The 13,064-nt window shown below is 39.8% G+C and carries 13 protein-coding genes; 7 read left to right on the top strand and 6 right to left on the bottom strand.

Annotation, left to right across the window (positions count from 1 at the left end; translation table 11 throughout):
- Nucleotides 1–21: 21 nt before the first annotated feature.
- Nucleotides 22–561, bottom strand: coding sequence for a DUF1697 domain-containing protein (locus tag CIT02_RS01910; protein WP_292613509.1), 540 nt, complete (start codon nt 559–561; stop codon nt 22–24).
- Between the two features lie 154 nt (nt 562–715).
- Between CIT02_RS01910 and CIT02_RS01915 the strand changes: the two genes are divergently transcribed.
- Nucleotides 716–958, top strand: coding sequence for a hypothetical protein (locus CIT02_RS01915; RefSeq protein WP_292613511.1), 243 nt, complete (start codon nt 716–718; stop codon nt 956–958).
- 184 nt (nt 959–1,142) lie between these two features.
- Nucleotides 1,143–2,192: a 5-amino-6-(D-ribitylamino)uracil--L-tyrosine 4-hydroxyphenyl transferase CofH gene (cofH, locus tag CIT02_RS01920; RefSeq protein ID WP_292613513.1), complete on the top strand. Its 1,050-nt coding sequence runs from the start codon at nt 1,143–1,145 to the stop codon at nt 2,190–2,192.
- Between the two features lie 86 nt (nt 2,193–2,278).
- Here cofH and CIT02_RS01925 read toward each other — a convergent pair whose 3' ends face one another.
- On the bottom strand, nt 2,279–3,400 hold the full coding sequence (locus tag CIT02_RS01925) for an aldo/keto reductase (RefSeq protein WP_292613515.1): 1,122 nt from the start codon (nt 3,398–3,400) through the stop codon (nt 2,279–2,281).
- Nucleotides 3,401–3,685: 285 nt separating this feature from the next.
- Here CIT02_RS01925 and CIT02_RS01930 point away from each other — a divergent pair, with 285 nt between their 5' ends.
- Nucleotides 3,686–4,066, top strand: a complete 381-nt coding sequence (locus CIT02_RS01930; protein WP_292613518.1) for a helix-turn-helix domain-containing protein — start codon at nt 3,686–3,688, stop codon at nt 4,064–4,066.
- Nucleotides 4,067–4,170: 104 nt separating this feature from the next.
- On the top strand, nt 4,171–5,010 hold the full coding sequence (gene nudC / locus CIT02_RS01935; RefSeq protein WP_292613520.1) for an NAD(+) diphosphatase: 840 nt from the start codon (nt 4,171–4,173) through the stop codon (nt 5,008–5,010).
- A 134-nt stretch (nt 5,011–5,144) separates the two neighbouring features.
- Here nudC and CIT02_RS01940 read toward each other — a convergent pair whose 3' ends face one another.
- Nucleotides 5,145–5,285, bottom strand: a complete 141-nt coding sequence (locus tag CIT02_RS01940; RefSeq protein ID WP_292613522.1) for a hypothetical protein — start codon at nt 5,283–5,285, stop codon at nt 5,145–5,147.
- Nucleotides 5,286–5,759: 474 nt separating this feature from the next.
- Here CIT02_RS01940 and CIT02_RS01945 point away from each other — a divergent pair, with 474 nt between their 5' ends.
- The 3 genes from CIT02_RS01945 to CIT02_RS01955 all read left to right on the top strand — a co-directional run bounded on the left by CIT02_RS01945 (nt 5,760) and on the right by CIT02_RS01955 (nt 10,391).
- Nucleotides 5,760–6,626: a response regulator gene (locus CIT02_RS01945; RefSeq protein ID WP_292613524.1), complete on the top strand. Its 867-nt coding sequence runs from the start codon at nt 5,760–5,762 to the stop codon at nt 6,624–6,626.
- Nucleotides 6,627–6,855: 229 nt separating this feature from the next.
- Nucleotides 6,856–9,582, top strand: coding sequence for a PAS domain S-box protein (locus CIT02_RS01950; RefSeq protein WP_292613526.1), 2,727 nt, complete (start codon nt 6,856–6,858; stop codon nt 9,580–9,582).
- A 236-nt stretch (nt 9,583–9,818) separates the two neighbouring features.
- Complete coding sequence (locus CIT02_RS01955) at nt 9,819–10,391, top strand: HEAT repeat domain-containing protein (RefSeq protein WP_292613528.1); 573 nt, start codon at nt 9,819–9,821, stop codon at nt 10,389–10,391.
- A gap of 13 nt (nt 10,392–10,404) precedes the next feature.
- Here CIT02_RS01955 and CIT02_RS01960 read toward each other — a convergent pair whose 3' ends face one another.
- The 3 genes from CIT02_RS01960 to CIT02_RS01970 all read right to left on the bottom strand — a co-directional run bounded on the left by CIT02_RS01960 (nt 10,405) and on the right by CIT02_RS01970 (nt 12,929).
- On the bottom strand, nt 10,405–10,848 hold the full coding sequence (locus tag CIT02_RS01960) for an N-acetyltransferase (RefSeq protein WP_292613530.1): 444 nt from the start codon (nt 10,846–10,848) through the stop codon (nt 10,405–10,407).
- A gap of 122 nt (nt 10,849–10,970) precedes the next feature.
- On the bottom strand, nt 10,971–11,798 hold the full coding sequence (locus CIT02_RS01965) for a carbon-nitrogen hydrolase family protein (protein WP_292613532.1): 828 nt from the start codon (nt 11,796–11,798) through the stop codon (nt 10,971–10,973).
- Nucleotides 11,799–12,035: 237 nt separating this feature from the next.
- Nucleotides 12,036–12,929, bottom strand: coding sequence for a succinylglutamate desuccinylase/aspartoacylase family protein (locus tag CIT02_RS01970; protein ID WP_292613534.1), 894 nt, complete (start codon nt 12,927–12,929; stop codon nt 12,036–12,038).
- Nucleotides 12,930–13,064 lie beyond the last annotated feature (135 nt).

A 13,064-nucleotide genomic window follows, 5' to 3' on the forward strand; every position in this document is an offset into this window, starting at 1 on the left:
CCATTATATAATCCACATCTATTAATCATGCAATTTATTAAGTATTTTTTGCACTGTTTTCCAGGTGCGGGTGGTAAGTTCCCGGCCAAACTCTTTTTCCATCCAGCGCATTAAATCTGGTGTTTTACCCTGCGATAAATTAACTACACTATATATTGCACGGTTATATGCGCCTAAAACAATGAAACCTCCGTTATCGGGATGGTAAGGGAATTTAAATTCTGTTTCTAACCTATTTTTTAGGAAAGTTACGTTCGGTTTACATTGGGGAGTATCTTCGACGTTTTTAAATGGGTTTTTACCAATTAAAGATTGTAAATCATCTTTACTGTAAACAATAGCTGTGCTCTGAATATCCAGTTTATTTTTAAGTGCTTTTTCAACGGTTGCTTCCAGTTCACTGGTTTCTCTGGACCTGGTTTTAAAAATTATATTTCCACTGGAGATAACACTTTCCACCTCTTCTAATCCCAGATCACGAAAAACAGCACGTAAATTTTCATTGCGCATACTGGGATTGGAAGGAGTGATTCCCCGAAGGAGAGCCACGTACTTAGTCATTAGAACATCACCTCACTTATCCTTTTTCCTACAACTATATTATGGAACTCCAGTCCTAAAAATTATCCCGGGTGAAGTTGTATTCCCTATACTACAGTCAACTTATTATGAATAGAAAAATAAAGTATTAGTTAATTAGGGAAGAGGTGGAATCATGGAAGGTAGTGTAAGTTTCGCAACGGATATTAAAGGACATAAGGTGTGCAAATTTGAAGATGATAAAGTTGCAGTGACTATTGTCCTTAAAAAGGATTATTCTGATGTTGAGGATAAACTCCGAAACTCGGATATACTTAAAGATATTGAAAAGGCTTTGGAAACTGTATCAGCTACTGATGAGTTTAGAGAACTGGTGGATAGTTACGGTATGCTGAATATTGATCGAATTGAAGGTTAGATAAAAAAATTTTTTAAATAAAAATAATTCACTTTTTTGATGTACCTCCTCCACTTGGAGTAAATGATTTCCATACTTCTTTTTATTTATTAACACATCCCCCAGAACAACTAATTTATATCCTATGATGGGAAACTTATCAAAGTATAAATCTAACACTGTGATTATCTAGGAGTCGAAAATAATGATGGAAGAGATTTACGATCTTTCCTTAGAGGGTGAAATAACCAAAGAAGATGCATTAAAACTGGTGGATGACAACCATTTCCAGTTATTTGATACAGCAGACCGGTTAAGGCAGGAAATTGTGGGAGATGAAGTTTCCTTTGTGGCCAACCGTAACATCGACATCACTGACCACTGTATTATTGGATGTGCCTTCTGCTCCTTCCGGGATAACATTGGATATGAAATGACCACTGAAGAAATCTTGGAAAGCATTAAAGAAGCAGTTGAAGTTAAAGCCAGCGAAATATGCCTATTTGGAGGGGTTATGCCCCACATGACAGTTGACTTTTACTGTGACCTTTTTTCATCCATTAAAGATGAATATAACATAGAGCTTCACAGTCTATCCCCAGTCGAAGTTTACCATGCGGCTAAAGCGTCCAATGTTACAACCAAAGAAGCTTTAACTTCATTTAGGGATGCTGGTCTGGACACCCTTACTGGTGCTTCGGCCGAGATACTGGTGGACAGTATACGGGAAAAACTCTGCCCTAACAAGGTTTCTACCCAGGAATGGGTGGACATTATTACTGAAGCCCACCAACTAGGGATTCCCAGCACTTCTACCATCATGTACGGCAGTATTGAAACCTGGGAGGACCGCATTGAACACCTGATGATCCTGCGGGATATCCAGAGGAAGACGGGTGGTTTCACCGAACTGGTACCCATGACCTTTCTGGGAAAAAATAACCTGATGGGACAGGAATCCAGTGGCGCCAGTGGGCTTGATGACCTTAAATTACACGCCATAGCCCGGATAATCCTGGGGAGGGATATACCTAATATTCAGGCCTCATGGATTAAGATTGGTACCAGGATGGCCCAGATGGCCCTGTGCTGTGGAGCCAATGACCTGGGTGGTACCATGATGGAGGACCTTATTTCCATAGCTGCTGGTTCATCCCACGGAGAGTACCTCTCCCGGGAGGAGATGCACGCCCTGATTAAGGATATAGGTCGGATCCCCGTGGAAAGGACTACCCAGTATGAACGGGTTAATTAAAAATCTTCCCCACAACACATAACTCATTTCTACTTTTCTTTAAAACCAGTCAGGATCTTAGTGAATTATTGTTTATGTCTTGAGTTCTAACCTGTTTCATATAATTCTTGGACCTTCTTCAATTCATCAACAATGGCTATTTTCTGGGTGCAATGTTCTTCACACTGTCTGCAGGCTGTGCAAATGGAAGCTCTACGATCTTCGAGTAGTGAGGCTTCGTAGGAAAACTGGAAACTGGCTTTTTCTTCCGGGCTGCCGAAAAGATGGTAGTCATTGTAGCGGGCAAAGTTCTCGGGTATGTCCACCCCGGCGGGGCATGGTAGACAGTAACCGCAGCCAGTGCAGTTGATGGCTAGTTTACCTTTAAAGATGTCCCTGGCCTTACCAATGATCTCCAACTCATTTGAACTTAAAGAATGGGGTTCAGCAACATTGGCTATCTTTAAATTTTCTTCAACATCTTCCCGGGTGTTCATACCACTTAAAACCACTGATACCAAAGGGTTATTCCACACCCATCGTAATGCCCATTCAGCAGGTGTTCTTTTAATTTCAGCCTGGTTAAATACCTCCTGAACTTGTAGTGGGATGTTGGATACTATTTGCCCTCCCCTTAAGGGTTCCATGACGACAATCCCCAATCCTTTACTGGCTGCATATTCTAGTCCCTCAGTTCCGGCTTGGTAAACCTCATCAAGATAGTTGTACTGCAGGAGACAAAATGACCAGTTATAATAATCCACGATCTCCTTAAACAGGTCAAGACGATCGTGGAATGAGAATCCAGCATACTGTATCTTGCCCTGGTCCAGGGCTTCCTCTAAAAAGATCTCGAATTTTAATTCTTTCATTTTCTCCCAGTATGCCTGGTTAAGGCCATGTACCATATAAAAGTCAATGCAATCGGTGTTAAGACGTTCCAGCTGGTGTTCTAAACAACGTTCCATATCCTCCTGATTTTCAATTCTCCAGCTGGGGAGTTTGGTGGATAACATAACCTTATCACGGTATCCCTCTTCCAAAACACGGGATAAAAAGGGTTCACTCTCCCCCGTATGATACAATCCATGGCTGTGGTAAGGATAAGCAGTGTCAATGAAGTTAACTCCCTGGTCAATGGCCTGGCGGATCATGTTGATGGCTGTTTCTTCGTCAATTCTGGCAGGATCATCTCCCAGTGTAGGGAGGCGCATACATCCAAAGCCCAATACTGAAACCTGCTCCTTGGTTTTTCCAAAAGTTCTGTAAAGAATGATAATTCCTCCTTCAGTGCAAAATTTTTTTAAAACATTAAACTAAATTTTTTAAGTTATTACTAAAATTTCCATATTCAGTGGTTTGGTGAGATCTCTTTTTGACATCACCGTGATCTATATTTAGAACCAGTGTCAAATATCAACTTAGTCAAATTAAAATAGTAATCAGGGTTTAAAGTAGTTTTTCTAACCATTTGGTAATCTAATTACCATTTGGTAAGCGAGGAGTTGAATTAAATGGAAAACAACCATATTCATGAAATATATCACACCATCGAGGATACATTTGATTATCTGGGGAAAAAGTGGAGTATTAAGATTATTAAAGGTTTCTTCTGCCATTGCATACATTTTAAGGATTTTCTAGAAATGAATCCTGATCTAAGCAGTAAAGTACTGTCAGAACGGTTGAAAGAACTGGAACAGAAGGGTATAATTGAAAAAAGGGTAATTAATTCTTCACCAGTTCAAACCGAGTACCATTTAACTGTGAAGGGAGAGAAGTTAAACCGTATAATTTACGAGTTGTTCATGTTCGCTACAGAAACCACGGAAAATCCCAGCGAAGAATTCAATTTACAGCTGAAAAAGGAACTTAAAGATTTATTTCAGGTTTAATATACCTAATTTTTTTAGTAAAATTAAATTTTACCTAAAATCCCCCTTATTCCTAATTACCTACAGCCGTGATATTTATTTATTTTAAGGTACAATCATTACCCATGCCTCGGGAAAGTATTTATAAGCGTTATAAACCGGAATTTGTACCACAACTAAATAATAATCAAGGTTCCTACTGGTTCCTTTTCAAATCCAACAGAATCATGGTTAAAGATAATGGCAGTTCCATACAAATTCCTTTTTTAAAAAATTTAGAGGATTTAGATATTGCACCGGAGAGATTCCAGTACCTGGGAACGTTCGATGGATTTCCAGCCCACACTGGAGAGTTATCACCCCAAAGTGCTACACCGGTGGGCATGGATTTTCTAGATCTTCGTTCACTTTATGGGGCTATTAGTGAGGATCTGTACCTCCTGGCAGGCCGGGCATCTCAGATAGCCCACTGGGACCGGACTCATCAGTTCTGTGGACAGTGCGGGAGTCCCACCATGACCAAGGATGATGAAATGGCTAAAATTTGCCCTGAATGTGGTTTTACGAGTTTCACCCGTCTTTCACCGGCAGTGATTACCGCTATTGTAAAGGAGGGTAAATTACTCATGGCCCAGCATACCCGAACCACCGGAAACATGTATGGGTTGATTGCCGGGTTTGTGGAGGCCGGTGAGACACTGACTGAAGCTGTGGAAAGGGAAACTCTGGAAGAAGTGGGTTTGAAGGTTAAAAATATAAGTTACTTTGGCAGTCAGCCCTGGCCTTACCCCCATTCCCTAATGGTGGGCTTCACTGCAGATTATGATAGTGGAGAAATCCAGGTGGATGGTAAGGAAATTGTGGATGCCCAGTGGTTCAGCCCAGACGAACTTCCCCGGACACCGTCGGGTATGAGTATTGCGGGAGACCTGATTCAATGGTATTTAGATAATTATTCACCTTGACTTGATTTTTAAGGCTTGAATACCTTTTTAATGAAATATATAATATGAAAGGTAGTATACGCTATCTGGTAAAAAATACTGTTATTTACTTGAATACTGAGGTTAAATTAAAAAAATGAGGGTTAAAAAAAACTTTACTGTCGGATTACACTTCGCATCTTACTCTGTAGCTCAGCATACTCCTCTTCCAGTTCATAACGGACTGAGGATGAAGTTTCATTTCCCTGACGTAACAGTCTTATTTCTTCCAGTATTTGCAGTATCTTCAAACGCAAATCCTGCACATCCTTGTATTTCCCGGAAATCCCATTCTTAATGGCTGCTCATTGACCATTATCATTATGAGATTGGTGTTCCGCAGAATTAACTTTCTGGTTATAGGTAGTGTTGTATGAATCCAGGGCATAGATAGGCAGGGTGGAAATTAAAACCACAGCTACGCAGATCAATATTGTTTTTTTCCAACCTTTATCACCTCCTCCTGTTGGTACCTAATAATTGACATTGGTTTAAAAATATTTATTCCAACTTTAGGCCCATATTTCACCAGTTAATGCCCTAAAAAGGTTGTAAAACTGATAATTCATAATTAATAATCATTACAGTAACCTCATAGATTTTGTTACCGGCAAGGCTTAACTGGGGCTGACTACAATGCACGTAATCTAATAAATTTATATGTTAAAATATCCATAATTCCATAATAACATACTTTTATAATGTAACAATTCAGGGTTTATGGTGACGAAATGGCTGGGGAGACAATTTTAGTAGTGGAAGACGAAGGAATAAGCGCCATTGAAATCAAGGAGTGCCTGGAGTCATTGGGGTACCAGGTTCCATCCATTGCTAAAAGTGGTAATGAAGCGATACAGGAAGCATTTTCCATTGAACCCGACTTAATTCTAATGGATATTACTTTAAAGGGAGATATGGATGGTATTGATGCTGCCACCATTATCAGAAGTTTTATGGATATTCCCCTAATTTATCTAACTGCCTTAGATGATGTGGAAACCTTTAACCGGATGAGCGAAACACAGGCCACGGCATATCTAATCAAACCCATTGAAGAGGCAGAGTTACGTAACAACATTCAATTGGCCTTGAAAAACTATGAAACCAGACAAAGGGAAATGGCCAATGAAAAAATGCTGGGATTGAAAGATGTTCAAATATTCATGCGTAGTGCCCTCCCAGAACTGGTGGCCAACATTCCCATTTCCGGAAGAAGTGGTTTTTTATCACGATTCATGCGTCTTTTCGAACAGAATATGAAACCACTCTTCATACAGTTCACCCGAAGCATCACCCAGGAACCATACGAGGATCTCAGTGATCGGGACAAAATGAGGATATACCTTTCCTGGATTTCACAGTTGTACGAAAACCTGGGTTTCAAGGTATTAACACGTACCAGTGAAGATAAAGGCTTGATGACTGTTAAAAAATGTTCATGGGCACCTATCCGGCCTAAGGATGTTTTTCTATGCCTGATCTGCCAGAGCATAATGCAGTTAACCTACTCCTGGACTGGTCTTCCGGGTACAGTGAAAGAGGAAGCTACCACCGGTGCCCTGCAATCAGTGTGTAAATTCGATTATGAAATGGAATAAATAACCCACAATGTCATTAGCTTCGATTCAATGGTAAAGGATGATCTAAATAAATTTGTAAGATTTTTTTGATATAAATCTGTGACTAATGTCACAAAAAATTGTATTAAATATATGACATGGTGAACCCATTAACTAAATGAATAATAAAAATTGTGAGTATATCTAAAAATTTAGGAACGTTTATATTATAAGTATCCCAGTAGTACTTACATGTCTAAAGGGGATAATGATGAACGACAACAATAATGGTTGGAATGATCAAAACCGGATGAAAATATTGAAAAATGAAATATCAAATCTAAAAAAGGAAATCGCCTTTAAGGATGAAATCTTTGAGATCACCCCTAACTACATCCTGATAATCGGATTAGACAGTGAGATCTTAGAGGTGAATGACTCTGTAAAAAATTTGAATTACCGGGTAGATGACGCCGAGGGTCCAGCCCAGCTTTCACAGCTCAACATTATACCTTCCAACGAATTTTATAAGTACACTCAATCTATTGATTCTATTTTTAATAACAAAATTAATGAACCCTTTGAATCATTCTTTTTAGGTAATGGGGGAGAAATTAGATATGTTAAAGTAGATATTTCCCCAGTAAAAGCAGAGGATGAGATAATAGCCATCTCAATTTTGGCCAGGGACATAACCGACCTTAAATTAATGGAAGATTCACTACAGGAGTCATGGGCTATTCAAGAGGCCACCCTGGAATCTGTTTCCAATGGAATTGTAGTGGTAAACAACCATAAAAAAGTAATTTGTTACAATCAGAAATTCCTGGAAATGTGGAATATCCCGGAAGAATTACTTGATTTTGATGAAAACCATATATTGAACCATATCTCAGCCAGTTTAGAAGATCCAGTGGAGTTTCAAGAAATTATAAAAAACATATACCAGCACCCCCACGAGAACAGCACCCAAATTTTAAGATTCAAGGATGGACGAGTTTATAAAGCTTATTCACAACCACATATCACTGACCACACCATAACTGGAAGAGTATGGAGTTTTCAGGACATTACACACCTTAAAAAGACTAAAGAATCATTGAAAGAATCTGTTGCTTACTACAAAACCATATTTGAACACTCTGGAACCGCAACTCTCATTATCGAGGAGGATAACACCATATCCATGGTTAACTCAGAATCAGAAAAAATCTTAGGTTACCCTCCCTACGAGGTCATGGGAAAGAAAACATGGCTTGACTTTGTAGTTCCCGAGTGCCAGGAGCAGATGAGGGAATATCGGGAGTTAAGATATAAAAATTCTAAATTAGCTCCAGATAACTATGAATTCCGTCTGGTTGATAAAAAGGGCGAAGTTAAAGAGATAATGGCTAATATTTGCATTATTCCCGGAACAAAAAGGATTTTAGCTTCTATCTTAGATGTAACCAAACGAAACGAAGTTTTAGAAAAAATTACAGACAGTGAAAATAAATACAGAACACTGGCCGAAGCTGTGGAAGACTTTATCTTTATGTTTGATAAAAACGAGCGTCTGGAGTACATCAATGAATACGCTGCCCGCAAATGGAAACTTAACCGTCAAGAGGTTATGGGCAAACCACGTAGCGAAATATTCCCCCCTGAAGAAAATGAACTACAGAGCAAGTATATTCAGAGAGTACTGGCCATAAAAAAGACCCTGAGAGGTGAAAACTTGGTCACCATGTGCCCGGACTCCATGTGGCTGGACACCGCCCTCATCCCCCTGAAAAATAATGGTGATGATGTGGAAAAAGTTCTGTGTGTGGCCCGAGACATCACCGAAAGGAAAGAATACGAATTACTGTTAGGACGACAGAATGAAATTCATAAATCCATGGGAACAATCTTAACTGAAGCAATCTTATCCGAAACAGAAGAAGAACTAAGCCAGACATGTTTGACTGTTTGTCAAGATATTACCGGTAGTGAATTCGGTTTTATCTGTGAAAGGGATGAACATGGCTCCTTCCAGACCAGAGCTATCAGTGAAGATATTCTAACCACTCACAATTTACAAAATATTGATTTTTATCCCCTGCTCCGCAAGCTCAATATCAAAATCATATGGGAAGAACTTAAAACCAACAAAAAACCCCTGATTTACAACCATTTCTCTCCCCCTAAAGTCAATTCTTTAGCTGAAGCTAAATTTCCAAAAAATATCCTCATGGCTCCACTGTTAAAAAATGGAGAATTTATGGGACTCATTGGTTTATGCAACAAAAAAACCGACTACGATTTTTCTGACAGTAAAGCCATGGAAAGCATTTCCACCACAATTGTAGAAGCATTACTCCGTAAAAGGGCAGAAGAAAAGTTAAAAAAGGCATTACAGGACAAGGAAATGCTGGTGCGGGAAATCCACCACAGAACCAAAAACAACTTGATGATCATGGCCAGCCTCCTCAACCTCACCTCTGCGGATATTGAAGATGAAAAGGCCAGGGCGATATTCCACCAGATCCAGACCCGGGCCAAATCCATGGCTCTCATCCATGAAAAACTCTATCAATCCACGAACTCCAAAGAAATCAACTTTGGAGAGTACATACGACACCTCTCCCGTGATCTATTCCACACCTTCCTAAGAGAACCAGGGAGGGTGCAACTGGTACTGGGACTGGAGGATTTAAACCTGGACATTGACACAGCCATACCACTGGGCCTCATACTAAACGAGCTTCTAACCAATTCCATGAAGTATGCATTCCCTGAAGAAAGGTACGGTACCATCACCGTTAAATTTTACAAAAAGGATGAAAAATACGTGATGAAAGTGGACGATGACGGAATTGGATTACCCTCCGACTTGGATGTAGATAAAACTGATACTTTAGGATTACAGTTGATTAAAAATCTTATTGGTCAGATAGACGCCGAAATCAAGATTAAAGTAGATCATGGAACACAGGTAACCATTAAATTTTCTGAACAAGACTATTTATCCTGATTTCATTTCAGGATTACCCCTTTTTGATGCCAGATTTATTTTTGATATCGGCTTATTTTCTTTACCCTGAAAGGAAAAGATATTAAAAAATGTTCGTGGATGATATCATTTCAGGTGTGGACCGCCCTATTCCCCTATAAAATTTAATATTCCCTAAGAAATTATAATGAATTTAGTTAGGTTAATATCTCAGAAAGATTAGAAATGTTGTTAGAAACCTAAGTTGAGGGATTAATGTGTCAGATGATAATAATAATCAATTATTGAAAGAATTAACAGATGATGATCCGCAAAAAAGAATAGAAGCTGCCGAAAAATTGGGTGAAGCAAAAAGCCCCGATGCCATTGGCCCACTTATCGAAGCTTTAAATGATGATAATCCAAAGGTCCGCTATGCCTCAGCCAAAGCATTGGGAGTGATAGGAGACCCGGCCATAGAACCTCTGGTAACCATATTAAAAAGTGAAGAAGGTAATATTCGCCGGTACGCCACCCTGGCCCTTAAGGATATTAAAAGTGACACCGTGGTTGACCATCTGGTGGAAGCCCTGAATGATGAGGATTGGAGTGTGCGCAAGTTCGCCTCCAAGGCACTGGGTGAGATAGGTAACCCTGCTGCCGTGGACCCCCTTATTGAAACCCTTACTGATGAAGATTGGGGTGTGAGGGTAGCCGCAGTTAAAGCACTAGGGGATATTGGTGATGAACGGGGTATTGACCCCATCAAAAAAGCCCGCCGTGCAGCAACCGGGGATAAAGAGTTTAAAAAAGCAGCCAATAAAGCTTTGAAAAAGATACCCAAGAAGTAGATTCGACAATCTACTACTCATTTTTATTTATTTTTTCCCATGACATGATGTACTCCATGAACCCTGAATTTTCATTGGGTTGCATGGATTTAATAAGAAATCCATGTCGCTGGTAAAATCTCACTGCCTTTACATTGTATATGTAAACACTCAGTTCCAAGTAGTGATAACGTGATTTACAATAATCCAGAAGTTCTCCACCTATACCCTTTCCCTGGTGCTTTTCCAGAACGAACAGTGCACCAATAAAGAAATTATCCCGAACACTGATGAAACCCCTTATTATCCCCTCTTTTTTGTAGATAAAATTAGTGGAAACAGGTATATAACCCTCTTTAAGGGGCTGGTAATTATCAGTCCAGTACTTTTTGGATATGAAGCTGTGGGCAGATATGGTGGTCTCCAGCCATACATCCATAACTTCATCTACTTCATGGGATTCTAATAGTTTAATCATCTCCCCGCCATCCCTAAATCTATGGAATAAACATCTCAAATCTACATTTACCCCTTAAATTTACATTTTATTAGTTTTTAAATATTTCAGATCCTATTCTTTATTTAATCCATAAATTTAGTTTATTTATCCTTAATTAGGTAAAGGTCAGTGCGTCTGTTTTTAAGAAGCGGAAGTTCCTGTCGGGTCTGGGATATTCTATCCAGATCAAAGGAAGCATATAATATTTCTTCTCCGGTTCCTGCTTCAGCAATAACTGTTCCCCAGGGATCAGCCACCATGGAATGACCGTAGGCTACGTAGGAGGCATTAAGATCTCGGGATGGTGATGCAGCAGCCAGGTAAACCTGGTTATCCATGGCCCTCACCCTTATTAACGCTTCCCAGTGAGCGGGGCCTGTGGTGAGATTAAAAGCCCCCGGGATAATCATTAATTGAGCCCCTTTCAGAGCCATTAAGCGCAGTAATTCACTGAAACGGATATCATAACAGATGCAAATACCGATCCGGCACAGTGGTGTGTCCACCACGGTAATTTGATCACCTGGAGAAAGGGTTTCTGATTCTTTGAATCTGATTTTACCCGGTACATCAATATCAAAAAGATGAACTTTGCGATGCCGGCCAATTATCTCCCCCTGGGGATTGAAAAGGAAACTGGAATTATAGATCTTACCCTTATCTTTTTCCGGAATAGAACCAGCAAGGATATGAATTTTTTCCCGCTTAGCAACCTGGGAAATGGCATCTAAGCTGGGGCTGCTATCTACTTCCTCAGCATATTCTGGAAATAGTCTGGTTTCGTAGGGACAATTCCACATCTCGGGAAGTATTACCAGGTCCACTTGGGGGGCAGCTTGGCGAGTCATTTCCAGTGCACGGGCTATATTTTCATTCTTATCTTCAACAACCCTCATTTGACACAGTGCAACCTTGAAATGGTCCTTCATTTTCACTAACCCCCTTACACTTGTCTATTAAATTCTTCTGGTTAATAAGTTAAACCTTATAACTCATGCATTCCCCCTCCTTCCGTTAGTAAAATTATATGAACTTCATGAAAATGGGCAGAAAATTCTAATATAATGAAGAAAGAGTTAATTAAATGCAGAATCTCTGATTAAATATTAATCAATCGGATTAATATCTAATTATACCGGCCTATTATCTGTTTATAATTTATCCCCTTAATTAGTCTTATAAACTCCAGAATAATCTAAAACTGCCTTCATATATTGGTAGGATAAATTCAAGCTCCCGGAATCCATTTTATTGTGCGAGGATAGAACTTCACACACCACCGAGGTGATACCATTCAGATTGCTTACTGTGGAAAGAACACCGGGGTATGGTCCCACTTCCACCAGGGGTGATCCGGTTCTATTTCCAATGTACTGGGCTAACTCCTGGCTTTTATTATTCTGAGGATAGTATATAATGCAATTTTTTCCCGGGATGTCGTTGGGTTGTGCGGAGTGGAAATCAGCCAACAAGGTAACATCACACTTGAGGGAAGTGTTGATTATATTGTTTAGAGGAGTTCCCGGGTTATGGGCCACCCTATCAGGGTCTGTGTCGTTAGGGGTTCTGGTGCCAGCGGCAGTGTTAAGGGGGATGGCAAAGGGAATAATGTACACTGTGCCCTTGATTTTTTTCCCATTGAGTTCATTTATGAGGTTGAGGGCGGCCACTTGTGGGGGTAATTCTCCCCCGTGAACTCCAGCAACCAGCATGATACGGGGACGGCTTCCATCTCCCAATACAATCATGGGGGTGCCCTGTTTAGCGGCCGTCACAATCTCCATGGTTACCGGTGTCTGGTTGATGTTATCCATTAAAACCGTGTTACTGGACACATCCCCACCGGTGGAGTTATCTACAATCGTTATCTTGTAATTAGGTGAACTGGCCACTTCTAACCCCGTAGCCAGTGGTGGGTTTTCATAGGGAATATTCATTAAAATGAGGGTGCACAGAACTAGGAGAAAGAGTCCTGTAACCAAAAATTTTCCATTGAGTAACAGGATTTTTTTATTGGACCTGGATTTTTTCTTAGGGTATAATGATGTCCCCTTTTTCATTAAATCCCCCAAGTTCCTATCAAAAATTAATGTTGTAAATATTTTTATGCTTAATATTATAAATAGATAGCTATTTATCACCCTATTTATTAAAAATATAATTAGATTAATGCATAGTTCTAATGGAACCTAAAT

The organism is Methanobacterium sp. BAmetb5, from assembly GCF_003491305.1.
Classification (GTDB): Archaea; Methanobacteriota; Methanobacteria; order Methanobacteriales; family Methanobacteriaceae; genus Methanobacterium.

Coding starts and splice junctions, on each gene's coding strand:
- CIT02_RS01970 (WP_292613534.1), bottom strand. CDS start 12,929: ATGAAAAAGGGGACATCATTATACCCTAAGAAAAAATCCAGGTCCAAT.
- CIT02_RS01965 (WP_292613532.1), bottom strand. CDS start 11,798: ATGAAGGACCATTTCAAGGTTGCACTGTGTCAAATGAGGGTTGTTGAA.
- CIT02_RS01960 (WP_292613530.1), bottom strand. CDS start 10,848: ATGATTAAACTATTAGAATCCCATGAAGTAGATGAAGTTATGGATGTA.
- CIT02_RS01945 (WP_292613524.1), top strand. CDS start 5,760: ATGGCTGGGGAGACAATTTTAGTAGTGGAAGACGAAGGAATAAGCGCC.
- cofH (WP_292613513.1), top strand. CDS start 1,143: ATGATGGAAGAGATTTACGATCTTTCCTTAGAGGGTGAAATAACCAAA.
- CIT02_RS01950 (WP_292613526.1), top strand. CDS start 6,856: ATGATGAACGACAACAATAATGGTTGGAATGATCAAAACCGGATGAAA.
- CIT02_RS01910 (WP_292613509.1), bottom strand. CDS start 561: ATGACTAAGTACGTGGCTCTCCTTCGGGGAATCACTCCTTCCAATCCC.
- CIT02_RS01930 (WP_292613518.1), top strand. CDS start 3,686: ATGGAAAACAACCATATTCATGAAATATATCACACCATCGAGGATACA.
- CIT02_RS01915 (WP_292613511.1), top strand. CDS start 716: ATGGAAGGTAGTGTAAGTTTCGCAACGGATATTAAAGGACATAAGGTG.
- nudC (WP_292613520.1), top strand. CDS start 4,171: ATGCCTCGGGAAAGTATTTATAAGCGTTATAAACCGGAATTTGTACCA.